The organism is Acidovorax sp. JHL-3 (assembly GCF_000526295.1).
Classification (GTDB): domain Bacteria; phylum Pseudomonadota; class Gammaproteobacteria; order Burkholderiales; family Burkholderiaceae_C; genus Acidovorax; species Acidovorax defluvii.
Genome location: NZ_JAFU01000001.1, coordinates 2,839,967 through 2,864,924 on the forward strand (window position 1 = coordinate 2,839,967; position 24,958 = coordinate 2,864,924).

21 protein-coding genes are annotated in these 24,958 nt (G+C 64.7%); 12 read left to right on the forward strand and 9 right to left on the reverse strand.

Annotation, left to right across the window (positions count from 1 at the left end; translation table 11 throughout):
* Positions 1–12: 12 nt before the first annotated feature.
* Complete coding sequence (gene thiD, locus K226_RS0113230) at positions 13–867, reverse strand: bifunctional hydroxymethylpyrimidine kinase/phosphomethylpyrimidine kinase (protein ID WP_202899888.1); 855 nt, start codon at positions 865–867, stop codon at positions 13–15.
* A gap of 256 nt (positions 868–1,123) precedes the next feature.
* Here thiD and K226_RS0113235 point away from each other — a divergent pair, with 256 nt between their 5' ends.
* The 4 genes from K226_RS0113235 to K226_RS0113250 are packed head-to-tail and all read left to right on the forward strand — an operon-like array spanning position 1,124 to position 4,159.
* Positions 1,124–2,233, forward strand: a complete 1,110-nt coding sequence (locus tag K226_RS0113235; RefSeq protein WP_024815271.1) for an FAD-dependent oxidoreductase — start codon at positions 1,124–1,126, stop codon at positions 2,231–2,233.
* Entirely contained in the window at positions 2,230–2,427 is a 198-nt protein-coding gene (thiS, locus tag K226_RS0113240; RefSeq protein ID WP_024815272.1) for a sulfur carrier protein ThiS, read from the forward strand. Before K226_RS0113235 ends, thiS begins: the two co-directional genes overlap by 4 nt.
* Before the next feature lie 14 nt (positions 2,428–2,441).
* Positions 2,442–3,251: a thiazole synthase gene (locus K226_RS0113245; RefSeq protein ID WP_024815273.1), complete on the forward strand. Its 810-nt coding sequence runs from the start codon at positions 2,442–2,444 to the stop codon at positions 3,249–3,251.
* Positions 3,252–3,256: 5 nt separating this feature from the next.
* Positions 3,257–4,159, forward strand: a complete 903-nt coding sequence (locus K226_RS0113250; RefSeq protein WP_024815274.1) for a thiamine phosphate synthase — start codon at positions 3,257–3,259, stop codon at positions 4,157–4,159.
* A 163-nt stretch (positions 4,160–4,322) separates the two neighbouring features.
* Here K226_RS0113250 and K226_RS0113255 read toward each other — a convergent pair whose 3' ends face one another.
* Positions 4,323–6,515, reverse strand: coding sequence for a FimV family protein (locus K226_RS0113255; protein WP_238324227.1), 2,193 nt, complete (start codon positions 6,513–6,515; stop codon positions 4,323–4,325).
* A gap of 71 nt (positions 6,516–6,586) precedes the next feature.
* On the opposite strand from K226_RS0113255, the gene K226_RS0113260 reads away from it, so the two are divergent.
* From K226_RS0113260 to K226_RS0113285, 6 genes are all read left to right on the forward strand, one after another.
* Positions 6,587–8,110: a 3-hydroxyacyl-CoA dehydrogenase gene (locus K226_RS0113260; RefSeq protein WP_024815276.1), complete on the forward strand. Its 1,524-nt coding sequence runs from the start codon at positions 6,587–6,589 to the stop codon at positions 8,108–8,110.
* A 34-nt stretch (positions 8,111–8,144) separates the two neighbouring features.
* Entirely contained in the window at positions 8,145–8,924 is a 780-nt protein-coding gene (locus K226_RS0113265; RefSeq protein WP_024815277.1) for an oxepin-CoA hydrolase, alternative type, read from the forward strand.
* Between the two features lie 161 nt (positions 8,925–9,085).
* Positions 9,086–9,805, forward strand: coding sequence for a Crp/Fnr family transcriptional regulator (locus K226_RS0113270; RefSeq protein WP_024815278.1), 720 nt, complete (start codon positions 9,086–9,088; stop codon positions 9,803–9,805).
* 90 nt (positions 9,806–9,895) lie between these two features.
* The gene (locus K226_RS0113275) at positions 9,896–10,981 is read left to right on the forward strand and encodes a phosphotransferase (protein ID WP_024815279.1); all 1,086 of its coding nucleotides are present in this window, start codon (positions 9,896–9,898) and stop codon (positions 10,979–10,981) included.
* A gap of 33 nt (positions 10,982–11,014) precedes the next feature.
* Entirely contained in the window at positions 11,015–12,259 is a 1,245-nt protein-coding gene (locus K226_RS0113280) for an acyl-CoA dehydrogenase family protein (RefSeq protein WP_024815280.1), read from the forward strand.
* Between the two features lie 442 nt (positions 12,260–12,701).
* Entirely contained in the window at positions 12,702–13,316 is a 615-nt protein-coding gene (locus tag K226_RS0113285) for a hypothetical protein (RefSeq protein ID WP_238324228.1), read from the forward strand.
* A 196-nt stretch (positions 13,317–13,512) separates the two neighbouring features.
* Here K226_RS0113285 and K226_RS0113290 read toward each other — a convergent pair whose 3' ends face one another.
* Together K226_RS0113290 and K226_RS0113295 are read right to left on the reverse strand one after the other, a co-directional pair.
* The gene (locus K226_RS0113290; RefSeq protein ID WP_024815282.1) at positions 13,513–16,053 is read right to left on the reverse strand and encodes a penicillin acylase family protein; all 2,541 of its coding nucleotides are present in this window, start codon (positions 16,051–16,053) and stop codon (positions 13,513–13,515) included.
* Between the two features lie 101 nt (positions 16,054–16,154).
* Entirely contained in the window at positions 16,155–17,084 is a 930-nt protein-coding gene (locus K226_RS0113295) for an FHA domain-containing protein (protein WP_024815283.1), read from the reverse strand.
* A 276-nt stretch (positions 17,085–17,360) separates the two neighbouring features.
* Here K226_RS0113295 and K226_RS0113300 point away from each other — a divergent pair, with 276 nt between their 5' ends.
* Positions 17,361–17,708 (forward strand): hypothetical protein, encoded by a 348-nt coding sequence (locus K226_RS0113300; protein ID WP_024815284.1) that lies wholly within the window; start codon positions 17,361–17,363, stop codon positions 17,706–17,708.
* Between the two features lie 122 nt (positions 17,709–17,830).
* Here K226_RS0113300 and K226_RS0113305 read toward each other — a convergent pair whose 3' ends face one another.
* The 5 genes from K226_RS0113305 to K226_RS0113325 form a co-directional block, all read right to left on the reverse strand.
* A complete protein-coding gene (locus K226_RS0113305) occupies positions 17,831–18,808 on the reverse strand; it encodes an LD-carboxypeptidase (RefSeq protein ID WP_024815285.1) in 978 nt (325 codons plus the stop codon).
* A gap of 65 nt (positions 18,809–18,873) precedes the next feature.
* Positions 18,874–20,265: a tRNA adenosine(34) deaminase TadA gene (gene tadA, locus K226_RS0113310; protein WP_024815286.1), complete on the reverse strand. Its 1,392-nt coding sequence runs from the start codon at positions 20,263–20,265 to the stop codon at positions 18,874–18,876.
* Positions 20,266–20,329: 64 nt separating this feature from the next.
* Entirely contained in the window at positions 20,330–20,581 is a 252-nt protein-coding gene (locus K226_RS0113315; protein ID WP_024815287.1) for a hypothetical protein, read from the reverse strand.
* Position 20,582: 1 nt separating this feature from the next.
* Positions 20,583–21,224 carry an FMN-binding negative transcriptional regulator gene (locus tag K226_RS0113320; protein ID WP_024815288.1) on the reverse strand — a complete coding sequence of 214 codons (642 nt, stop codon included), beginning with the start codon at positions 21,222–21,224 and terminating at the stop codon, positions 20,583–20,585.
* A 116-nt stretch (positions 21,225–21,340) separates the two neighbouring features.
* Positions 21,341–22,489, reverse strand: a complete 1,149-nt coding sequence (locus K226_RS0113325) for a branched-chain amino acid ABC transporter substrate-binding protein (RefSeq protein WP_081739424.1) — start codon at positions 22,487–22,489, stop codon at positions 21,341–21,343.
* Between the two features lie 258 nt (positions 22,490–22,747).
* Here K226_RS0113325 and K226_RS0113330 point away from each other — a divergent pair, with 258 nt between their 5' ends.
* Positions 22,748–24,751 carry a U32 family peptidase gene (locus K226_RS0113330; RefSeq protein WP_024815290.1) on the forward strand — a complete coding sequence of 668 codons (2,004 nt, stop codon included), beginning with the start codon at positions 22,748–22,750 and terminating at the stop codon, positions 24,749–24,751.
* Positions 24,752–24,958 lie beyond the last annotated feature (207 nt).

Here is a 24,958-nt window from a genome sequence, read left to right on the forward strand (position 1 = left end):
CAGGACTCGAACTCAATCTTGCAGCACCCGCTGCACTATGGGCGCATAACCATGATTTAGTGGCCCGTGGCCCTGGCCTGTATGCACATCGGCACCGGCAGCAATGGCGCCCAGGATGTAGGCCCGGGCTTTTTCCACGGCCTGCGGCAGTGGGAGACCCTGCGCCAAAAATGCGGCGATGGCCGACGACAGCGTGCAGCCCGTGCCATGGCCGTTGTGCGTGGTAATGCGGGCGCTTTCAAGGCGCTGGCGCAGGCCCGACCGCGTGGCCAGCAGGTCCACCACGCGCTCGCCTTTCAGATGCCCGCCCTTGAGCAACACAGCGGGTGCGCCCAGGGCCAGCAGGTCACGCGCCGCGTCGTCGAGGTCGTCGATGCCTTCAATCTCGCGGCCCAGCAGCAGCGCGGCTTCGTCAAGATTGGGTGTGACCACGGCGGCCAGCGGAAAGAGCTCGTTCACCAGCACCTGCACCGTTTCGCTGGCGATCAGCCGGTCGCCGCTGGTGGCCACCATCACCGGGTCGAGCACCACATGGGGAAGGCGGTGGGTGCGGATGGCCTGCGCCACCACGCGCACCACCTCGGGTGACGCCAGCATGCCGATCTTGACGGAGTCCACGCCGATGTCTTGCGCTACGGCGTCGATCTGCGCACGCAGCATGTCGGGCGGTACGCCGTGAATGCCCGTCACGCCCAGCGTGTTCTGCGCGGTGATGGCGGTGATGGCCGTCATGCCGTAGCAGCCCAGGGCACTGAAGGTTTTGAGGTCGGCCTGGATGCCCGCGCCGCCGCCGCTGTCGGAACCGGCGATGGACAGCACGCGCACATAGCGCGGTTGCGGAGAGGCGAAGCTGGTTGGAGTTGTCATGGCAAAAATTATGGCCTATGCGCCAGGTCAATCCGACGCGCAAAGGGATATGCTGTAATTCTGGCTTACGGACGAAACAGGGGTGTCCCGCCAGTGTGGCGCGCGACTGAGAAAGACCCTGGAGCCACGAAACGACAAGTTTTTACAGCACCTGCGGGTGCTGGGCTCCGCTACCCGATCCAGGTCATGCTGGCGTGGGGAGTTTCCAGTAACGGCACAGCCCCGTTTTGTCCTCCTGTTGCCCACAGTAGGACGCATGAAACTCCAACCTTCCTCCATTGTCATTCTGGGTGCCGGCCTGATGGGCCGGCTTCTGGCTGTTGAACTGGCCCGCCAGGGCCACACTGTCGAAGTTTTCGACAGCGGTGGCCCGGCCGCCGAGCATGCCGCGGCGCCCATTGCTGCCGCCATGGTGGCCCCGCTGGCCGAGTCGGCCGTGACAGAACCGGGGGTGGTGCGCATGGGCCAATACTCCCTCACGCGCTGGCCCCAGGTGCTGGCTGCGCTGGAGCAGCCGGTGTTCTTTCAGCAAGATGGCACGCTGATCGTCTGGCACCGCCAGGACGCCGCCGAAGCCCATCGGCTGCAGCGCCTGCTGGAAACCACCCAGACCACCATTCCCGATCTGCCCGCAATGCAGGTGCTCGACAGCGCCGGTGTGGCTGCTGCCGAGCCCACCCTGGCGCACCGCTTTATGCAAGGGTTGTACCTGCCCGGCGAAGGCCAGTTGGACAACCGCCAGTTGCTGGCCGCCCTGGCCCATGAGATGGATCGCCTGCAGGTGCGCTGCCACTGGCACACCCCGTGCGACCCTGGCGAGTTTTCGCCCGGCACACCCGGGCAGGCCGACTGGCTGCTCGACTGCCGCGGTCTGGGCGCGCGCGGCCAATGGCGGGACTTGCGCGGCGTGCGGGGCGAAGTGGTGCGCCTGCACGCGCCTGAGGTCACACTGCGGCGCCCCACCCGGGTGGTGCACCCGCGCTACCCCATCTACATTGCGCCCAAGGAAGACCATCTGTTTGTGATTGGCGCCACGGAAATCGAATCCGACGACCTGTCGCCCGCCAGCGTGCGGTCTACCCTGGAGCTGCTGAGCGCCGCCTACGCCGTGCACAGCGGCTTTGCCGAAGCCCGCATTGTGGAAATCGCCACCCAGTGCCGACCCACATTGCCCGACAATCTGCCCGCCGTGCGCCAATCGCAACCCCGGGTGCTAGAAGTGAACGGCCTTTACCGCCATGGCTTCATGATCGCCCCGGCCATGCTCGACGTGGTGCTGGAGATCATGGCCACGGGCCAGTCGCCGCTGGCCTCCCGCTTTGATCTTGCCCTGCCCACCGGAGACGATAGCCGCGCGTTGCCATGAACATTCTGATCAACCAGACATCCCACGAACTGCCCGACGGCGCCACGCTGGCCGATGCCATTGCCGCCGTGGCGGCGCGTCCGCCCTTCGCGGTAGCGGTCAACACCGTTTTTGTGCCCAACACCCACTACGCCGAACAACTGCTGCAGGCCGACGACCGGGTGGAAATCATCTCTCCTGTGACGGGTGGCTGATGCCACCGCATGCCATGACCTCTTCCAATTCCGACGACATGCTGGTCCTTTATGGCCAATCTTTTTCCAGCCGCCTTTTGCTGGGCACGGCACGCTATCCATCGCCCAGCGTGCTGGAAGCCGCAGTGCAGCGCGCACGCCCGGCCATGCTCACGGCATCGCTGCGCCGCCAAGGCAGCCTTGGTGCCGAGGCGGGCAACAGCTTCTGGGAGCTGCTGCGCCGCCTGAATGTGCCCATCCTGCCCAACACCGCCGGTTGCCACAGCGTGCAAGAGGCCATCACCACATCGCATATGGCGCGCGAGGTGTTCAACACCCCCTGGATCAAGCTGGAGCTGATTGGCGACGACTACACGCTGCAGCCCGACACGCTCAACCTGGTGGAAGCTGCCGCGCAACTCATCAAGGACGGCTTTCAGGTGCTGCCCTATTGCACCGAAGACCTCGTGCTGTGCCAGCGCCTGGTGGACGTAGGCTGCCAGGCCGTGATGCCCTGGGCTGCACCCATTGGTACCGGGCGCGGCCCCGTCAACCCCTATGCGCTGCAGTTGCTGCGCGAGCGCCTGGATGTGCCGCTGCTGGTGGACGCAGGCCTGGGCCTGCCCTCGCACGCCTGCCAGGTCATGGAATGGGGTTATGACGGCGTTCTGCTGAACACTGCCGTTGCACTGGCGCAAGACCCCGTCACCATGGCCGGGGCATTTGCCGACGCGGTGCAGGCGGGGCGATCTGCCCGCAAGGCCGGCGCCATGGCAGCCCAGGACACCGCCCAGGCCAGCACCCCCGTGCTTGGCACCCCCTTCTGGCACCACGCCCACGAATGACGCCCATGAGTGATGTCCACGCCATGCTGCAAGAAATCCTGCAGCACCATGCCAGCGCGTTTCCCGGCTTTGCGGCGCAGCCCACGCCAGCGCCCACATCGCCAGATCCGGTGTACCAGGCTGCGCTTCAGGCTTGCAGCGCACTCGGGTTCATTGCGCACGATGCAGAGTGCGTGGCCCACGCATGGCAGGCACGCAGCGCGCGCATGGGCCATTTTGCGCCCACGCCATGGCCTGATGAGCCGCAGGATTTTGGCCTGCAGCCAGCGCCACGGCGTAGCGCCTTTGCGTCTTGTCCGCAGCAGCTGGGCCTGTATGCCGTGCTGCCCGATGCGGTGTGGGTGGGGCGCATGGCGCGGGCCGGCGTACCCACCGTGCAGCTGCGTTTCAAATCAGACGACTGCGCCGCCGTGGCGCGCGAGGTGACAGCAGCCGTGCAGGCGGTGCAAGGCACGCAGGCGCTGCTGTTCATCAACGACCATTGGCGCCAGGCCATTGAGGCTGGGGCCTATGGCGTCCACCTCGGGCAGGAAGACCTCGACGCCCTGCAACCCAGCGAGTTGCAAGCCCTGCAGGCCTCGGGCCTGCGGCTGGGGGTGAGCACGCACGGCTACGCAGAAATGGTGCGCGCCGACGCCGTGGGCCCCAGCTATGTCGCCTTGGGGGCGGTGTTTCCCACGACGCTCAAAAAAATGGCGACGGCGCCCCAGGGCATAGGCCGCCTGGCGGCTTATGCGCGCCTGATGCAAGGCTATCCACTGGTGGCCATTGGAGGCATTGGCGCTGATCAGTTTGGCGAAGTGCTGGGCACCGGCGTGGGCTCTATCGCGGTGGTGCGGGCGCTGGTCAACGCACCCAACCCCGAAAAGGCTGCGCGCCAGCTAATGGCACGCATGGCCACAACGTAGCGCCCTGGCGCTGGGACAGCGTAAATGGGTCAGCGTCCAGGCTGCCGGGGATTTGCCGGTGGCTGCAACACCCCCACCACACCGCACAAGCGTCGGTAGCGGAGGTGGTTCTCCCGTCAGCATGACCGAGAGCGACCTGGCACCGCAGCGCCCCGGGTTCGGTTCACACCTTGGGTTCGGGTTTGCGTTGTTCGAGCTCTTCGAGTTCAAGGCGCACTTCCACCAGATCGTTGGCCATGCCAAAGCCAATCGGCTGGTCTGGACGCGGCGCCACCGTGACCGGAACGGGAGGCAGATCGCTGAGCGTGAGATGCGGAGGATCGGACAAATCCAGGTCCAGCTCATGGGACTCTGTTGGTGCGCCGGGCTTCAGGACTGCGTTGCTAGAAAGTTCGGGCGCTGCGGGCGCATGATGGCCAAAATCAAACTCCAGGCTGGCAGTCAGCGAATCCAGGGGCAGATCGACAACGGGGACCGCAGCCGAAGGCGATTTAACGTGCAACGGCTCTGACACTGCGCCGTCCAGAGCATCCAGCGGCGAAGCAAGTGGTGTTGTGCGCATGCGCGGAGGCGCTGCCCCACGAGCGCTTGCCGGCGTGGTTTGCGCAATGGCCAGCAACAGCAACAGATCGTCAAATGCCGCCAGATCAAACGGTGCAACCGATGCATCCCCCGCCCTGCGGAACAGATACTTTTCGAGCAACTGCAGCACGGAGGACGAGGTCCACTCTGCTTCGATGGCGGCCAGTGCATCAAGGTAATGCTCCAGAGGTCGGCCCTGGCGGCTGAACGCCGAGAACTCAGGCACCTGCGCATTGAAGTGGCTGCAGAACTGATCGCGCAGCTGGGCAAAATCGTCCGAGCGCCCCAGCGTGTGGTACAGCCGCAAGAGCTCAAGATAAGCCGATGGCGATGTTTGGCGGTGGGCTGCAATGTGCTTCTTGAGCACCTCAACGGCCTGATCGTGTTGCCCTACCGAAACAAAGAATTCGGCATGCTGCTGAAGGTCAAAAAGGGCTTCGGGGTTGACGATATGCGAGAAGCTATCAGCACGTGGCCCGGTTTCTGCCACCGCTAGGGGTTGCTGCGCGCGCTCAGGCGTTGCTTGCGCGGGTGCCACGACAGGCTGCAGGGGCTGCGATCCTGACTGGATATGCGTGTCTTCCGCAAACTGCGACGAATCCTCAGGTGTCCAAGTATCGTGGGGGTGCGGCACCAGATCATGGGGATCGTGATGACCGGCATCGCCGTGCCTGGCACTCAACGCGACTGAATCGCGCCAGGCCTGAATGGCCAGCCGGGATTCACGGCGCGCCCTGCTCCAGACCCAGGCCAGCAGGCCCGATACCAACGCCAGCAAAGCCAGCAGCGCATAAACAAGCCCTGCAGGAAAGCGCTGGCTCTCGATCAAGGCAAGTCGCTGCTGCAATTCAGCAAAGCTGGCTTGGTCGGAGGCGGATTTGGCACGCAAGGCGGCCATTTCGGCTTCGAGCACACGCACGCGTTCGTCATCTCGCTGCGCCGCATCGGGTGCCATGTTCATGGCCTTCCAGGCCGCTGCCGCTTCCAGCCGTTGTGAGGCCGACGCCTGAGTCGGCAAGGCCCCCATGTCAGCCGAAGGACGCAAGGCAACAGACGGGTCGGCCAAGGCATCCAGCGGTTCCATCACCAGGCGTGATCGCTCTGGCGCCGGGGCCGGGGCAGCCACCTTGGCAGCGCTCACCTCGCGTGCAGGTGCTTTGGGCGCAGCCACCCGCGGCGTGCGCGGCGGTGCGACGCGAGCTCTCGGCTTGGCGGCCTGTGGCTTGCGAGGGGCAGGAGTGGCGACGTCGGCCTGTGCGCTGGGATCGGCCGGCGCTTGCACGCTGCGGCGCACGGCGGGCGGCGAGGTGAGGCGACCTGCAGCTGCGCCAGCATCGCGGCCTGATGCGGGGGGGGCCGACGCCAGCTGGTCAATGTTCACCACGCGACCGGGCACGTAGGCAACGGGCGGATCGACCAGAAAAATGTAGGCGCGGGTGACTTTGCCCGCGCACCCAGCCGACACCGTGACAGAGATGACGGGCTCATTCACCGAACCCGCCACCTGCAAACGCACCGCAGGGGAGCGGCCCGGCAACTCGGGCAACGCAGACACCCGCACCCGGGACTCGGCAACAGGTGTGTCGCCAAACGCCACATCTGCCGTGACACAGGACGAAGCAACATCTGCCCCCTCGTCGGGTTGCACATCAAAGACGAGATCGACCGGAGCACCAAGGATGACGGCCCCCCGGCTTTGCCCCAGCGAAATGGCTGCGGCACTGCCAACGACCACCAAACACCCGGCCCCAAAAATAACGTTACGTAATTTCACAAAAATTTCTTTTTTTGGTGTGGTCATTTTTGCACACAAGTGTCACTAAACGCCAACGCCATAATGCCGCCATGAAAAATCAGTTTCCCATCGTGGGCATCGTAGGCGCGGGCGCCATGGGCCGAGGCATTGCACAGATAGCGGCCCAGGCCGGCAGTCGGGTTCTCTTGCTCGACATGCAACCGGACGCCGCAGCATCGGCGCGCGGCAGCATCCAGGCCCAATGGCAGCGCCTGCAAGACAAAGGACGCATTTCCGATGAACAGGCCCAGGGCTGGGGCAACCTGCTTGAGCCCGTCGCCACCATCGCCGACCTGGCGTCGTGCGACCTCGTCATCGAAGCCATCGTGGAGCGTCTGGATGCCAAACAGGCTCTTTTTGCCCAACTGGAGGCCGTGGTGGGGCCACACGCCGTGCTGGCCACCAATACATCCTCACTGGCGGTGACCGCCATCGGGGCCACATTGCGGCGGCCCGAACGGCTGGCGGGCTTTCACTTCTTCAACCCCGTGCCGCTGATGAAGGTGGTGGAAGTGATTGCCGGGCTCAAGACAGCCCCCACAGTGTGCGAGTCACTGTCCCACTATGCGCGTCAGATGGGGCACACACCGGTGCAGGCGCAAGACACCCCAGGATTCATCGTCAACCATGCGGGGCGTGGATTTGGCACCGAAGCGCTGCGCATCGTCGGTGAAGGCGTGGCCGATTTCGCCACCATCGACCGCATCCTGCGCGACCAGGTGGGCTTCAAGCTGGGGCCGTTCGAACTCATGGATTTAACGGCCCTGGATGTCTCCCACCCCGTGATGGAGTCGATCTACCACCAGTATTACGAAGAACCGCGCTTTCGCCCCAGCGTGATCACTGCGCAGCGTCTGGCGGGCGGAATACTCGGCAAGAAGGTGGGCGAAGGGTTTTATCGCTACGAAAACGGCGTGGCGCAGGTTCCTGCCGAACCCGCTGTTCCCGAAGTTGCCAGCATTCCACCGGTGTGGGTTTCAACACGCGCGGCGCGGCGCGCCGAGCTCTACCAACTGCTCAAGGACCTGGGCGCCACCATTGAAACGGGCGCATCACCGTCGCAGACTGCCATCTCGCTGGTGGCACCGCTGGGTTTTGACATCACCACCGTCGCGGTCGTGGAACGGCTCGATCCCGCCCGCACCATCGGCATCGACATGCTCATTGACGATGCTGCCACCCGGCGGCGCGTGCTGGCCACCAATCCGGCCACGCGCGTGGATATTCGGGACGCTGCACACGCCCTTTTTGCCCGCGACGGCAAGGCCGTTAGCGTGATCCGGGACAGCGGTGGCTTTGTCACCCAGCGCGTGGTGGCCACCATCGTGAACATTGCCAGCGACATCTGCCAGCAGCAGATCTGCAGCCCGCGTGACCTGGAAACCGCTGTCACGCTGGGGCTTGGCTACCCACTCGGACCACTGGCCATGGGCGACCGCTGGGGCCCCACCAACATCCTCGAAGTGCTGTTCAACATGCAAACGGTGTATGGCGACACACGGTACCGCCCCAGCCCCTGGTTGCGCCGGCGCGGGGCCATCGGCCTGAGCCTGGCACACGTTGAAGAGCATTGAGGAAGCACCCAACCCTACCGCCTGCAAACTCCCCATGCCCGCACAACTTCAAGCCGCCCGCGAGGGCCAGACCCTGGTTCTGACGCTCAGCAACCCGGAGCTGCGCAACGCCATCGACCCCGCCATGTATGCCGCCGGCATCGAGGCACTCAACGTGGCCGAGAGCAGCGCCGAGGTGCGCAGTGTTGTCATCACCGGGGCCGCAGGCGTGTTTTGCTCAGGAGGCAACCTGCTGCGTCTGCAAGCCAGCCGCCAGGCCGACCCGCAGGTGCAGGCGCAAAGCATCGAAGGCCTGCACAGCTGGATCGAGACCATTCGTACTTTTCCCAAGCCGGTGATTGCAGCAGTCGAAGGCGCTGCGGCAGGCGCCGGCTTTTCGCTGGCACTGGCATGCGACCTGGTGGTGGCGGCCCGCAATGCGGTGTTTGTGATGGCCTACAGCAACGTGGCCCTGTCGCCCGATGGCGGCGCCAGCTGGAGCCTGTCGCAGGCGCTGCCGCGCCAGCTGGCCACCGAGATCCTCATGTGCGGCGACCGGTTGACTGCCGAGCGCCTGCACGACCTGGGCATCGTCAACCGCGTGACCGAGCCCGGCAGTGCCCTGGCGACCGCGCTGGCGCTGGCAGAGCAGCTCAATGCGCGGGCGCCCAACGTGCTGGCCAGCATCAAGGAACTGGTGAGCGATGCGCCCCGCAACACCCTGTCCGCACACCTGGCAAGCGAACGGGACCACTTTGTCAAAAATCTGCACCACGCCAATGCCGGTGCGGGCATCGCGGCATTTCTGGACAAGCACACCCCGCAATACGAATAGCTGCCCACTTCACCGCCCACCCACGCACCCCCGGCGCCCCACAAGGTTTCGGGGGTTTTGCTTTGGGCAAAGGCAGCAGACACGCAGGTGACAACCCTGACAGTAAGTGCCCGTCCCTCACGCGACAATGGTTCTGTTTCAAGTCACACAAAAGACAGGCCATGGACGACCCGATTCTTACTATCGAAGAACGTGAAGCGATCAACTCAGGTCGCTGGTTTTCATCCCTCTCACCATCCCTTCGACACGACATCCTGCGATGTGCCTACGTCAAACGCTTCAAGGATGGCGGCCTCATAGCCGCCCGCGGCGACCCGCCCGAGGAGTGGATTGCCTGCGCGCGCGGTGCGGTGCGGGTGAGCTCCACCTCCATCTCCGGCAAGCAGATCACGCTGACCTATGTGGAGCCGGGCATCTGGTTCGGCGACGTGGCCATTTTCGACGGCGACCGGCGCACGCACGACGCCTATGCACATGGCGACACCACCATCCTGTGCGTGGCCAAGGCCGACTTCAAGAAAATTCTTGCGGCGCACACCGAGTTCTACGAAGCCATGCTGCGCCTGCACGCGCGGCGCATCCGGCAACTCTACGGCCTGGTCGAAGACCTCAACACCCTGCCCCTGCGCGCACGCCTGGCCAAGCAGCTGGTACACCTGGTGCGCAGCTACGGCATTCCCAGCCTGTCGGACGGCAGCGAAATGCGCATTGGCCTGCAGCTGGCACAGGAAGAACTGGCGCAACTGCTGGGTGCATCACGCCAACGGGTCAACCAGGAACTCAAGGCCATGGAACGCGAAGATGCCATCCGCATCGAGCCGGGCGGCCTGGTGGTGCGCGACCGCCAGGCGCTGATGCGGATCGCCGAAGCCGACGCCTGAGCACAGCGCCCCTGGGCTGCTGCAGGCCCCATTTTCTTGCGCCTGCGGTGCGGCAACCACGCCCTCTCAGTGCGACTACCTTTTGGAACTATGAGCAACTTTGATCACTTCGTTGGCACGCGCCCGGTCTCGGAGCAGCATGCATTCGACATTGACACCCTGACCGCATGGCTCACCCGCAACATGGAGGGCTTTACCGGCCCCATGACGGTCGAGATGTTCAAGGGTGGGCAATCCAACCCCACCTACAAGCTCATCACCCCCGGCGCCAGCTATGTGATGCGCGCCAAGCCCGGCCCTGTGGCCAAGCTGCTGCCATCGGCCCATGCCATCGAGCGCGAGTTTGCGGTGATGAGCGGCCTGTATGGCACCGATGTGCCAGTGCCACGCATGCATGTGCTGTGCGAAGACGAATCGGTGATTGGCCGCGCGTTTTATGTGATGGAGTGCATGCAGGGCCGTGTGCTGTGGGACCAGTCCCTGCCCGGCATGACGCCGACAGAGCGCAGTGCCATCTACAACGAAATGAACAGCGTGATTGCGGCCCTGCACTCGGTGAAGTTTGCCGACAGGGGCCTGGCAAGCTATGGCAAGCCCGGCAACTACTTTGATCGCCAGATCGGGCGCTGGAGCAAGCAGTATGTGGCCTCCATCACCCAACCCATCGAAGAGATGGACAAGCTCATGCAGTGGCTGCCCGCCAACATGCCCGCCAGCGCCCGTGACGAAAGCAAGGTCTCCATCGTGCATGGCGACTACCGGCTCGACAACCTCATGTTCCACCCGACCGAGCCGCGCGTGGTTGCTGTGCTCGACTGGGAGCTGTCCACCCTGGGCCATCCCCTGGCCGATTTCAGCTACCACTGCATGAGCTGGCACATCCCTGCCGCGATGGGCCGGGGTATCGCGGGCCAAGACCTAGCGGCGCTGGGCATTCCCGACGAGGACAGCTACATCCGCCTGTACTGCGAGCGCACGGGCATCACCACGCCCGAGGCGCTGCGCGCCGACTGGAACTTCTACATGGCCTACAACATGTTCCGCATCGCCGCCATCCTGCAGGGCATCGCCAAGCGGGTGGAGGCGGGCACAGCCTCCAGCGCGCAGGCCAAGGCCTCGGGCGATACGGCGCGCCCCATGGCCCAGCTGGCCTGGTCGTTCGCCCAGCGCAGCTAAACCCACGATCGATTTTTTTGACGGAGACCCCCCATGGACTTTGACTACTCCCCCAAGACCAAGGAACTGCAGGCCAAGCTGCTCCAGTTCATGGACGACCACATCTACCCGGCCGAGGCAGCCTACGCCGCCGAGCTGGCCGCCAACACGGCCGTGGGCAAGCGCTGGACGCCGCTGCAGACCATCGAAAACCTCAAGCTCAAGGCCCAGGCCGCCGGGCTGTGGAACCTGTTCCTGCCCGTGGACACGGCCGAGGCATCGGGCTACCACGGTGCGGGCCTGACCAACCAGGAATACGCCCCCCTGGCCGAAATCATGGGCCGCGTGCTGTGGTCGAGCGAAGTCTTCAACTGCTCGGCCCCCGACACCGGCAACATGGAGACCATCGCCCGCTACGGTGACGCGGAAAACAAGGCCCGCTGGCTCAAGCCGCTGCTCGAGGGCAAGATCCGCTCCGCCTTCGCCATGACCGAACCCGACGTGGCTTCGAGCGATGCCACCAACATCGCCACCCGCATCGAGCGCCAGGGGGACGAATACGTCATCAACGGCCGCAAATGGTGGACATCGGGTGCCATGGACCCGCGTTGCTCGGTGTTCATCACCATGGGCAAGACCAACCCGGACGCCCCACGCCACTCGCAGCAGAGCATGATCCTCGTGCCCGCCAACACACCCGGCGTGAAGATCGTGCGTGCACTTAATGTGTTCGGCTACGACGACGCACCCCACGGCCACGCCGAGGTGCTGTTCGAGAACGTGCGCGTTCCAGCCTCCAACATCCTGCTGGGCGAAGGCCGTGGCTTCGAAATCGCACAAGGGCGCCTTGGCCCCGGACGCATCCACCACTGCATGCGCCTGATCGGCCTGGCAGAGCGCGCACTGGAACTCATGTGCAAGCGCTCCATGGCGCGCGTGGCCTTTGGCAAGACGGTGGCGCAGCAAGGCGTGACGCAAGAGCGCATTGCCGAGGCGCGCTGCAAGATCGACATGGCCCGCCTGCTCACGCTCAAGGCCGCGTGGCTGATGGACACCGCCGGAAACAAGGTCGCACGCACCGAAATCGCCATGATCAAGGTGGTGGCACCCACCATGGCCTGCGACGTGATCGACTGGGCCATGCAGGCGCACGGCGGCGGCGGCGTGAGTGACGACTTCCCGCTCGCCTTTACCTACGCCCAGGCACGCACACTGCGCTTTGCCGATGGCCCGGACGAAGTGCACCGCAACTCCATCGCCAAGATGGAACTGGGCAAGTACGCACCGCCAAAGCCCTGATCGCCCGCGGCTGCTGGCTGACAACACCGCTGGGCGCTGGCGGGTGCCACGCACACCGGTATTGCCAAGGCCCGCTTGCCACCCCTCCCCGCCTTCGGGTTGCCTCGGCAGTCCTGGGCGGGTTTTCTTATTTTGATAGCTACCAGCGCTTACGGAATAAGGGCTAAAGCCTGTTTTGGCTCATTTTTTCATCTGCAAAGAAAACAATTGCAGCGAGAAAATCTTCACACGCCTCACGACTCTGCGGATCACCCTTGGCCAGGGTGCATTTTGTGCACACACCCCGCACAGATGGAATGATTTCACCGCGATGGCAGCCATCGGCGCGCACCAAGACGATACGATGGCAGGCGCTATGCCTCGTTCTTGCCCACCCCTGAATCCCCTGCCGCGGAACCGCCGCACCTTGCTGTGTGGTGCAGGTGCATGGATTGCCACAGTGATGGCCCCGGCAGGCCACGCAGCGTCGGCAAACCTGCCCGCAACGCCGCTCGCAGACGGCCACCCTGCTGCTGGCACCAGCCCTTTGGTGCGCCAGCTGGTGCGCTGGATCGAAGGAACCGGCGACAACCAAGGCCTGCCCTTTGCGGTGGTAGACAAACTGGCCGCCCGCATCCACGTTTTTTCGGCACAGGCGCGGTGGCTGGGCTCTGCCCCGGTGCTGCTGGGTGCGGCGCGCGGCGACCATTCGGTGCCCGGCATCGGCCAGCGCCCGTTGGCCCAGGTTCGCCCCGAAGAACGCACCACCCCTGCCGGCCGTTTTGTGACCGAGCCTGGCCGCAACCTGCGCGGCGAAGACATCGTGTGGATTGACTACGAATCGGCGGTTTCGCTGCACCGCGTGCGCAGCGTCAGCGCTTCCGAGCGGCGCCTGCAACGTCTGGCCAGCCGCAGCGCGCAGGACAAACGGATCAGCTATGGCTGCATCAATGCGCCCGCGGCGTTTTACAACCAGTGGATCGATCCCTTGTTTGGGCGCTCCAGCGGCGTGGCCTACGTGCTGCCCGACACCGAACCATTTGCTTCCATATTTATAGCTGCTAGCGCTTATCCATAAAGGGCTAGAGCCATTTTTTTTCATATATTCAGACGATCAAGACGTTGACCCGGCAGGGTTGCCGCGAGGGCGGTGCTGAGCGGCGTTCCCCGGTCGCTCCAGGCCCGTCCCGCCGCCATTTGCGCCCTTGGCTGGCCTGCGCTGTGTCTGGGCACCCTTTCACGTACTCGTCCTGCCTTTTTCGAGGCAAGAGACGCTATGGCGCGGGCACCAGCCGCAAATCGTGCTGCATGCGTGCAGGCTGCCGTTGCAGGTTGCGGTAACCCGCCTGCGCCCAAGTGGCACGCATGTCGCGGTAGCGTGGGGAGAACACCAGCCCGCTCTGGCCCGTCTGGTAGATGAAGCGTGAGTTTTCCAGGTCGGCCAGGTCGTACACCGCGCGCAGCGAAGCCGCATGGCGGTTCACGAAAGCGCCCCTGGCGTCACCCGCGTTGTATTGCCCCGCATTCACCGTGTAGGCATCGCCGGGCGAAGGCACGTTGACATCAAAGTAAGGTGCCAGCAGCGCCACGTTGCCGAAGGGGCGGTGGCTGCTGAGCGCAGGATGGGCATCGCCCCAGCGCCAGCGAGCCGGGTCGGGGCCATAGTCGGCCTGCAGGCGATCCAGTGCACGCACCAGCGCGGCTGCCGACTGGTCGGCACACGACAGCGGCTGGCACCACCAGACATCGTCGCGCTCCAGAATTCCTTCCAGGGCGGCGCGGTAGTCACGCTTGCCGTAGGTGGCCTTGAAGCGATCTTCCCCTATGTGGGGGGCAATCACGCCCCGTGCCAGCTCGTCCGTCCACGCGGCAAACACCAGCGGGGCGGCCCGGTGGGCATCCATGACGCCGTCAAAATCGTGCAGCAATGCCTGCACTTGTACCGCCAGCGGATGCTGTGGCGAGGCCTTGCGCACATGGGGCAGCAACCGCAGCGTGGCCAGCGACAAGACATCGGCCTGGATGGCCTGCATGCTGGCCCCATCGTGCCGGGGGGTCGCCTCGATCAGCTGGGCAATGCGGTCAAAACGGTATGGCAACGCCCAGTCTTGCGTGAGGTAATGCGGGTAGTCGGGCGCAGTGACGCGCTGGTTGGCGGTGGCCACCCAGCCCCTGCCGCCATCGCCCTGGGGCGCCTGGGCAGAGGGCAACCAGCCTTGCCAGTCGTAGCGCGCATCCCAGCCGGGCGACGGCGCCACGCCGCGAATGTCATTGTCCGCGTGGCGCAAAGGCACCTTGCCCATGGCCTTGAAGCGGATGCTGCCGTGCACATCGGCGGCCACCACGCTCTGCATGGGCGAGTGGTAGGGCTCCAGCGCCTCAAACAGCGCATCCACCGACTTTGCCTGGTTGGTCTGCAGCCCGGCAAGCACCGTCTGGTTGTCGGCATCCAGCGCACTCCAGCGCAGCGCCAGCACATATTTGCGCAGGTCCAGCACCTCGGCGTGCGGCTTTTGCACGTCGCTCAATACCGGGCCATGGCGGGTTGTGCGCAGCGGCAGCACCACATCGGGCTGGCCCTTGACGCGAATGGTCACGGTGCGCTGCGCAAAGGGCATCCAGCCCTCGGGCGTGCGGTACTGGCCGGGGTCGGCGGGGTTGATCTGCTCCAGATACAGGTCTTGCACATCCGGGCCGGTGTTGGTGAAACCCCAAACCACGCTGTCGGTGCGGCCCAGCACCACAAAGGGCAGCCCCGGCAAGGTGGCGCCGATGACATCCAGGGCACCAATGGGGGTGCCATCGGCAGCGGTGCCCGACGGCGCCTTGAGCCGCGCAAAATACCAGATGGCCGGCGCGCTCAGGCCCAGGTGGGGGTCGTTGGCAAGCAAGGGTTTGCCGCTGACCGTGCGCGAACCTGCCAGCACCCAGTTGTTGCTGCCCTTGCCTTCAGAGGTGCCGGCGTTGCGGGTGAGGTCTTGTGCCCAGGCCAGCATGCCCTGGCTGACCTGGCGCGAAAACACGCCCCCGGTCCCTTGCGGCGCGGCGCTTGTGGCCTCGGGCTTGCCGCCCAGGGTGTCGGTGGGGTTAGCTGGCGTTGCGGCATCCCGGTAGATGCCCAGTTGCCGGTACAAACTGGCCAGATCGGCCGACGCCGCAGGGGGCTCGCCCGGATAGGGCGGCATCAGCTGCCACAGGCGCCCGGTGTCCAGCGTTCTGGCCACCGACAGGCGGGCAAACTCGTTGCCCCAGTTGCCGCCCAGGTCCAGCGCCATCATCAACGCCCAGCCCACGCTGTCTTCAGGCTGCCAGACAGCACCGGTGGCGCCGCCGGGCTTTACCCCCAGCACATGAAACTCGGGGGGCAATGCCTGCGGCAGGTTTTTGTGGAAGGCATGAATGCCCTGGCTGTAGACCTGCAGCGCCTCGCGGGCGTGGGCGGGCAGCCCGGCATATTGCCGGCGTGCATGGCCCATGATGTCGAGCGCACGCATGAGCTTGTCGGTCTCCAGCGTGGCAGGGCCAAAAACTTCGGACAACTCGCCATGCATGACCCGGCGGTTGAATTCGAGCTGCCAGGTGCGCTCTTGCGCGTGCACGTAACCCATGGCAAACCACGCATCCTGCGCAGACTGCGCCTGGATGTGCGTGACATCGGCTGAATCGCGCTGCACGCTGACGCCATGGCGCAACCCTTGTACCGCCAAGCGCCCATCCAGCGCCGGAAAAGCACGCTGCACATACACGGCCATGCCGCCCCCCGCCAGCAAGGCCCCTGCTACCAGTGCGACGAATGCGCGTTGTGCCCACACCATGGTGTATGTCTCCTCAAGCTTTTGTTGGAAATGGGCGCTGCCCTGGCCGGTGCGGTGTGACCCGACCCTTTGCCAGCGCATGGCGCGGGGCGCGCGGGCAATCAACCGAGGTGCGCGCAGCCTCCGGCCACCTGGAATTTGACGACGGGAGCACTCGAATCAGCAAACGAAACCCCCAGCGCCATCTCGCCGGTGCCATGCAGGTTGCAGGCATCGCGGCGCAGTTGCACGGGGACATCGCTGCCATCAAAGCGCACCCAGGTGCCAAAGCTGCTCATGTCGGTCAGCACAAAGCCGCTGCCGCGCCAATCGATGCGCGCGTGCAGCCGTGAAACGCGGGGGTCGTTGATGCACACGCGCGCATCGGTGGCGCGGCCAATGTGCACGGGTGCCTCGGCAGAGGTGAAGGACAGGTCGACGCCGTGCCACGAAAACTGGATCTGCCCCAGGACCGAGTCCACGGGTGCGAACTGGCTGACCAGCGCGGCCTGCATGGTCAACGAGTCGGGCTCTTCGTTTTCACGCCACTCCACCTGGTAGAGCATCAGTTTTTCGGATTTGCCGCGAATTCCCATCGTGCCCAGCTTGCGGTACCACACCGAGGGTGCGGCGCCCGACAGCAGCACCGCGGCTTCCGTGGCCCAGATTTCTGCGGGCCCGGCGCGCTCACACAATCGGGAAGCGACATTCACGGCATCGCCATAGCAATCTCCGTCCACATCCACCACATCGCCGCTGGCCACGCCCACGCGGATATTCATGCGCAGCGGCAGGGGCCATCGGCTCAGTCGTTCCTGGTGTCCGCGCAGCATGGCCGCAGCGGCCGAGACAGCGCTTGCCGCGTCTCCGAAAATTCCCAGTACACCGTCGCCCAGATTCTTCACGATGCGGCCGCGATGGGCTTCGATGGTGCCGCCAATCCACTGGGTGACCTGGGTGACGGCCTCGGTGGCTCGTTCATTGCCAAGGGTTTCATACAACGACGCGCTGCCTGAAATATCCGCAAACACGACCGTCGACAGAACACTCATGAACTCACGCCCTTTATTGCCTTTATCCAGATCAGTTTAGTGCAAGCCCTGCTGCAGCGCACGCGCTAAATGACACGGTCGTTCGCAAAAATCCAACCATCGCCCGTCCAGCCTCTTGTGCCCCCCACCAAAACAGCCCCCACCCCGTGTAAAGTGGAGAAAAGTGGCCGTGGCGTGTTGTCTTTCTGCAAAAAGAGGAGCACACCCCTTGCGCGCCGCCTTGCTCCCGCGTAACTTGGCCCGTCCTGCCACTCGCAGACAGCCTGCCATTTCTTCATGCGCTGGAACAAACCCAATCTTCGCAACAGTCTGCACGGCCTGCTGGGCCGCGATGCTCCTGCGTCGACTTCATGGGTGCGCAACCATGGTCTCGAAGAAGTTCGCTGCGCGATGATCCAGTGCCTGGTGGGCCTCGGTGGCAGCGAAGTCGCCCGCATGAACATGCGCCTGCGCTACGCGAGCGATATCGAAGCGCTGTGGTACCTGCGCATGGATTTGCGCGCCATGCTGGTGCCGCTGCGGGGCGAGGCCGTCGCCAATGCCACGCTGACCCAATTGACACCGCTGTTTCAGGGGCAGCTGCCCCGCACGCTGGGCGGGGCATCCAGGCCCGCTAATCTTTAGAGCGGCTAACAAAACTCAGCGAAGCGGTTCTGGCTAGGCGCAGCGTCGCAGGCAGTACGAGTAGTACGACAAGACGCTGCAACGACGCCAGAAGAGTTTTGTTAGCCGCTCTTAATCTGCCATCAGTGCTGGTGTCCCCAGTAGAGCAGCGCATCGCGGTCTTCCACTGACAGCGACACCTTCGCCCCCACCGGCAGCAACACCTTGGTTTGCACATGCCCGAATGGCAGATTGGTAAGCACGGGCGCCTTGATCTGGGTGCGCAGCCAGTCCACCACGGATTGCAGCTTGAACCCCTTGTCGTGGGGCGCCAGCTTGTAGTTGGTGAACTGACCCAGCACCACGGCCTTCTGCTGGGCCAGGATGCCCGCGTGCAGCAGTTGCGTGAGCATGCGCTCGATGCGGTAGGGGTGCTCGCCCACGTCTTCCACGAACAGGATGCCGCCACGCACCGTGGGCAGATACGGCGTGCCCACCAGGCCCGTCAGCACAGCCAGGTTACCGCCCCAAAGGGTGGCGTTCTTCACGTACATGTCGGCCACTGCCGGCTTGCCGTCGGCTTGCGGTTTTTCACGCGCCATGCGCCAGCCAGCGCCCTCGCCGTGGCCCGTCAGCAGGTCATCAAAGCAGGCCAGCATGATGTCGTCGGGCTCGCCCTCGACACCAAAGTCGCCGATCAACCCGGGGCCCGCCCAGGTCACCGCACCGGTCTTCGCCAGCATGGCACTCTGGAACGCCGTGAAATCGCTCAGGCCCACAAACTTCATGCCGCCATCGATGGCCTTGGCCACGGCCTTGTAGCGGATGCCCGGGAGGATGCGCGTGAGGCCATAAGCCCCTCGCGTGATCAGCGCCACGTCGGCCCCGCTGGCCGCTGCGCGGTGAATGGCGGCAAGGCGCGTGGCGTCATCACCGGCAAAGCGCGTGTGCACGGCCTGGGCATCGGGGTCCACTTCCACCTCGTGGCCCATGGCCTTCAGGCGCGCAATGCCGCGCTTGAACGCGGCCTTGTCGCGGATGGCGCCAGCGGGCGAGTAGATGTAGATGTGTTGGGGGCCGTGGTCGTGTTCGCAGTGCGACGGGTCGTGGTGGTGGGGCAAAGCGTTCAGGCCAGGCAGCGGCCTGCTCCGTAAGAATGGGGGGCACAACCTGGCAGGCTGCGCAATCAGGGCCTGAAGTATTCCACAGCCTGCACGGCGAGGGCCTGGCCGTGCTCTGGCACAAAGTGCCCCGCCTGTGGCAAAACGATGGGCGGCGGGCAGCCCCGAATGTCGCGTTGCAGCGCCTGCATGGCGGGCATGCCCAGCACCGGGTCTTGCACGCCTACAGCCATCAGGCTGCGCCCCTGCCAGTCGTGTTGCCAGAAATCGCGTGCCGCCCGTGACACGGCCGCCCCCTCGGCGTCTGCCTGCCCGGGCACCAGTGCCGGAAACGCGCGCAATGCGGCGCGGTAGCCACGGTCGGGAAACGGCGCATCGTAGGCCGCGCATTCGCTGCTGGTCAGGTGCGGGTTGCCGCGCGCAAACAGGCGCGCCACGCTGTACAGCGGTTTTTTGGCACACATCTCGCGCCATTGCGCAAAGCCGGGCGGCAGCGGTGCATCGCCCGTGGCCAGCATGGTGTTCATGACCAGCAGGCCCGCAAAACGCCCGGGCATGTCCATGGGCAAGGTCAGGCCCAAAATCCCGCCCCAGTCCTGCACCACCAGCACCGTGTTGCGCAGATCCAGCCGGTCAACCAGCTCCAGCAGTACCTGGCGGTGCCATGCGAATTGGTGAAAACCATCTTTCTTGGGTTTGTCGCTTTTGCCAAAACCAATCAGGTCGGGCGCCACCACGCGGTCGCCCGCCGCCAGAAACACGGGCAGCATGTGGCGGTAGAGATAGCTCCAGCTCGGGTTGCCATGCAGGCACAGCCAGGTGCGCGGCGACTGTTGCGGCCCCTCGTCCAGGTAGTGCATGCGCAGCCCCGCCAGGCTGGGCAGGTCGCTGATGTAATGCGGCGCCCAGGGGTAACCGGCCAGATCGGCAAAGGCCGCATCGGGCGTGCGCAGGGCGTCATCGCGCAGCGGATGGCGCGCCAAGGCCTGGGCGCGTTGCTGGGTGCGCCGTTGACGAAAAAAAGTGCCTAGCAGCGCGCTGCACTCGTGCGCGAGCACCCCGCCCTGCACGTCAGTGTGGTGGTTCAGCTCGGCATGCCCAAACAGGTTGAGCACCGAGCCCGCGGCGCCCGTCTTGGGGTCTGGTGCGCCAAACACCACGCGCTGCACGCGCGCATGCAGCATGGCGCCGCTGCACATGGCGCAGGGCTCCAGCGTGACATAGAGCGTGCAGCCATCGAGCCGGTAGTTGCCCAGATGCTGCGCCGCTGCGCGCAGCGCCACGATTTCCGCGTGTGCGGTGGGGTCGTTCCCCAACACCGGTGCGTTGCGGCCCGTGGCAATCACCTGGCCATCCTTGACCACCACCGCCCCCACCGGCACTTCGCCCGCCAGCGCTGCGGCCTGTGCCTCGGCCAGCGCCTGGCGCATCCAGTGCGCGTCTTGCTCCAATTGCATTGCTATATATTTAATAGCTCTTAGCGCTTTATCCATAAGCGCTACAGGCCATTTTGTTCAATATTTACTTGGAATCATCGGGCATGGGCCGGGCTTGCTGCATCAGGCCTTCCATCTGCTGCTTGACCTGCTGCTGCACCTGCTGGCTTTGCTCGCGCACAGTGCCCGTCGGCGCCGGGGTACCAGCGCCGCTTGACGCGGCAGGCTGTTGCAACGAAGGCACCGGCGTGCGGGTGGACGCCAGTTGCTTCTTGGCCAGAACACCCACAATGGCCAACGCCACCACCAGGCCCACCAATCCAAATACTCCACGCATGTCAGACCTCCGGGTTGTTTGCAGACTCGGGCACCATGCCCAGCCGTTCCATCCATTGCGCCAGCGCCTGGGCATCGGGATCGCCTTGCCGGTACTGTGCGTACATGGCGGCATGGGATTCACGCCGGTGCTGGTTGAGCTTGAGCTTGCACTGCAGCTCCACCACCTCCAGCTCAAACGCCACGATGCCCGCAAGCATCTTGTGCGCAAACGCTTCGCCCAGGCCGCGCCACTGCGCCGCATAGGGCGGCTCGTGGTCGCCAATCAGCTGCTTGAGCAGCGCATCCTTGGCAGCGGGTTCCTCGATCAGGCGGGCCTGCACGCGGCAGTGAACGGCCAGATAGTTCCAGGTGGGTACCCGGGCGAGATCCGGATACACCGACGGCGAAAGGTAGGCCTGCGGCCCCATGAAAGTAACCAGCGCCTTGCGCCGCGCCTGCAGATAGCGCCAGTGCGGGTTGGGCCGGGCGCAATGGCCCAGCAGCACCAGCGTGTCGCCCCGCTCCTGCGCATGCAGCGGCAGGTGGGTGACGAAGGGAAACCCTTCATCGTCGGTGGACACCAGGCTGGCCAGCGGGTGCTCGCGCATCAGGGCGCGGGCATGGGCCGGGTCGTGTGAATGAAACTGGGGCGGCAGATACATGGGCCCCACTGTAGTGGCAAATCCGTGGTTTTTGCCGCAAGGGCCCCCCGTTCACCCGCACGCCCCGGGCAGGGCCCGGCCCGCGCCGCGATGCCCTGCTCTGTATCCAGCCTGTATCAGTTCAGCGGAACGCGGGTGCCATCCTTGTAGGTATAAAGCGTCACAGCAGGCGCCGCCAGCTCACCCTTGGCAATGAAGCTGATGTTGGCCGTCACACCCTTGTACTGGGTCTTGCTCAGGAAAGGGCCGAAGACCAGCGGGTCCACCGAGTTGGCGCGCTTCATGGCATCCACCAGCACCATGGCGGCATCGTAGGCATAGGGGCTGTAGATCTGGAATTGGCCGGGGAACTTGGCGTCGTAACGCTTCTTCCAATCGGCGCCGCCCTGCATCTTGTCCACCGATGCGCCACCGGTGGCACAGGTCACATTCTTGACAGCTGGCGACTTGCCGGCCAACTCGGGTAGCTTGGGCGTGCACAGTGCATCGCCGCCGAAATACTTCACGTCGCCCAGGCCCAGTTGCTCCATCTGGCGCAGCATGGGGCCCGCCTGTGCATCGAGGCCGCCGTAAAAGATGGCGTCGGGCTTCTTGTTCTTGATGGCCGTGAGAATGGCCATGAAGTCCGTGGCCTTGTCGTTGGTGAACTCCTCTGCCACCACCTTCAGGCCTTTTTGCAGCGCCGTGGCCTTGAACACCGAGGCCACGCCCTGGCCGTAGGCCGTGCGGTCGTCAATGATGGCCACGCTCTTGAGTTTGAGGGCATCTGCCGCAAACAGGGCCAGCGCCGCGCCCAGGGCGTTGTCGTTGGCGATAAGGCGGAACGACGTCTTGTAGCCGGGCTTGGTCAGGTCAGGGTTGGAAGCCGATGCCGTGATGTGTGGCAGATCACACTTGTCATAGATCGACGATGCGGGAATGGACGTGCCCGACTGCAGGTGGCCCACTACACCGGCCACCTTCTGGTCGCACAACTTTTGTGCCACGGCGGTGGCCTGGCGCGGGTCACCGGCGTCGTCCTCGGCGGCGATCACGAACTTGATCTTTTTGCCACCAATGACCAGGTTCTGCGTGTTCAGGTCGTCCACCGCCATGCGCACACCGTTTTCGGTGTCTTTGCCGATGTGGGCAATGCCACCCGATATGGGGCCAGCGTGGCCGATCTTGACGGTTTGCACGTCCTGGGCCAGCGTGGCGCCACAGGCCACGGCGAGGGCGGCAGCGGCCGTCCATTGCAGGGAAAAACGCAGGCGGTAAGCAGACATCACGGCTCCATTTCCATCAATATTGAAGAAAAACAGCACCCCACAGGGGCGCAAAACCCCGCATCGTACGCCCGTGTCTGGCCGCAGCCACAGCATGGGCAAACAAGCATGGATTTTTCTGGTGAATTAATTTCGCTTATGGATTTGTCGGTTGCAAAGGGCTCACCTGCAGCGTCTGTCGCAGTCACGGCCAGCAGTACCTCAAGCCTGTGCGTGCCGGCCGCCACGCCCGGCAACCGGCGCTGGGATAATTGCCCCATGTCTTTGCTGCCCCACCAGATCGAACTGCTCTCCCCCGCCCGCGACGCCGACATCGGCATCGAGGCCGTCAACCACGGCGCCGATGCCGTGTACATCGGTGGCCCCGCCTTTGGCGCCCGTGCCGGCGCGGGCAATGACATCCGCGATCTGGAGCGCCTGATTGCACACGCGCACCGCTTCAACACCCGCATTTTCATCACGCTCAACACCATCTTGCGCGATGACGAGCTGGAGGCAGCGCGCCGCATGGCCTGGCAGGTGTACGAGGCGGGTGCCGATGCGCTCATCATCCAGGACATGGGCCTCCTGGAGATCGACCTGCCCCCCATCCAGCTGCACGCCAGCACCCAGACCGACATTCGCACACCCGAAAAAGCGCGTTTTCTGCAGGACGCAGGCCTGTCGCAAATCGTGCTGGCGCGCGAACTCACGGTGCAGCAGATTGCCGCCGTGCACAAGGCGCTGGGCCCGGTCGATGCCCCCGGCCGCGCCAACATCGAGTTCTTCATCCACGGTGCGCTGTGTGTGGCCTACAGCGGCCAGTGCAACATCAGCCACGCGCAAACGGGCCGCAGCGCCAACCGGGGCGACTGCAGCCAGGCTTGCCGCCTGCCCTACCAGGTGACCGACGCGCAAGGCCGCTTCATCGCGCACGACAAGCATGTGCTCTCGATGAAAGACAACAACCAGAGCGACAACCTGCGCGCGCTCATCGACGCGGGCGTGCGCAGCTTCAAGATCGAGGGGCGCTACAAGGACATGGGCTATGTGAAGAACATCACCGCCCACTACCGCACGCTGCTGGACGAAATCATCGAGGAACGCGAGGCCTCGGGCCACCCGCTGTCGCGCTCGTCCAGCGGGCGCACCACCTTCACGTTCACGCCCGACCCGCTGCAAAACTTCAACCGCGAGTTCACCGACTACTTTGTGAACGGCCGCAAGGAAGACATCGGCGCCTTTGACACCCCCAAAAACCCCGGCCAGGCCATTGGCTGGGTCACCAAGGTGGGCCCCGACTTTGTGGAGCTGGAAGTGAGCAACCCCGCCACCATCCTGCACAACGGCGACGGCCTGTGCTACTACGACCTGCACAAGGAGCTGGTGGGCATGGCCATCAACCGGGCCGAGCCGGCCTCGCCGCGCAGCACCACGCAGTGGCGCGTGTTTCCCAAAGACCCGATGGAGGGCTTCAAAGACCTGCGCAAGGGCACCGAGATCAACCGCAACCGTGACATGGACTGGGTGCGCGTGCTCGACAAGAAATCGAGCGACCGGCGAATCGGCCTGTGGGTGCAGCTGACTGAGCAACCCGGCGGCCTGGCCCTCACGCTGACCGACGAAGACGGCTACACGGGCAGCGCGCGCATTCAGCACGCCCACCAAAGCGCCACCGATGCCGCCCGGGCCGAAGCCAGCCTGCGCGAACAGCTAGGCCGGTTTGGTGCCACGATTTTTGCAGTCAACGACCTTGCCCTGCAGCTCTCGCAGCCCTGGTTTGTGCCCGCCTCGGCGCTCAACGCCTTGCGCCGCGAGGCGCTCAGCGACCTGGAGGCATCGCGCAGCAAGGGCTTTGTACGCCTGCCACGCGCCGCCCCGGTGGAGCCGCCCGCGCCCTACCCCGAAGACACGCTGAGCTTTCTGGGCAACGTGTTCAACCACAAGGCACACGATTTTTACGTGCGCCATGGCGTGAAGGTGATCGCTGCGGCCTACGAGGCGCATGAGGAGGAAGGCGAGGTCAGCCTCATGATCACCAAGCACTGCGTGCGCTATTCGATGAGCCTTTGCCCCAAGCAGGCCAAGGGCGTCACGGGCGTGCAGGGCACCATTCGGGCCGAGCCCTTGCAACTGATCAATGGCAAGGAAAAGCTCACTTTGCGCTTCGATTGCAAGCCTTGCGAGATGCATGTCATGGGCAAGATCAAGCGCGCCGTGCTCCAGCAGGTGCCCGAAGCGCCGGTTGCCTTCTACAAGACCAGGCCCCACAAGGCTCCCTGACGACCGTGACCGCGCGATAGCTGAATGGGCCATGCGGGTCCGGCGGGCCAAATTTATTGGTCAAATAGGCCTCTAGTCCTTACTGGATAAGCGCAAGCAGCTATGTTTTATATAGCACATATATCCACCGGGGACGTCCCGCATCGGCTCAGTTGCAAAGCATGACATGTGTTTGGGCTAAGGTGGGACCTCCTTGTGAACACCCCC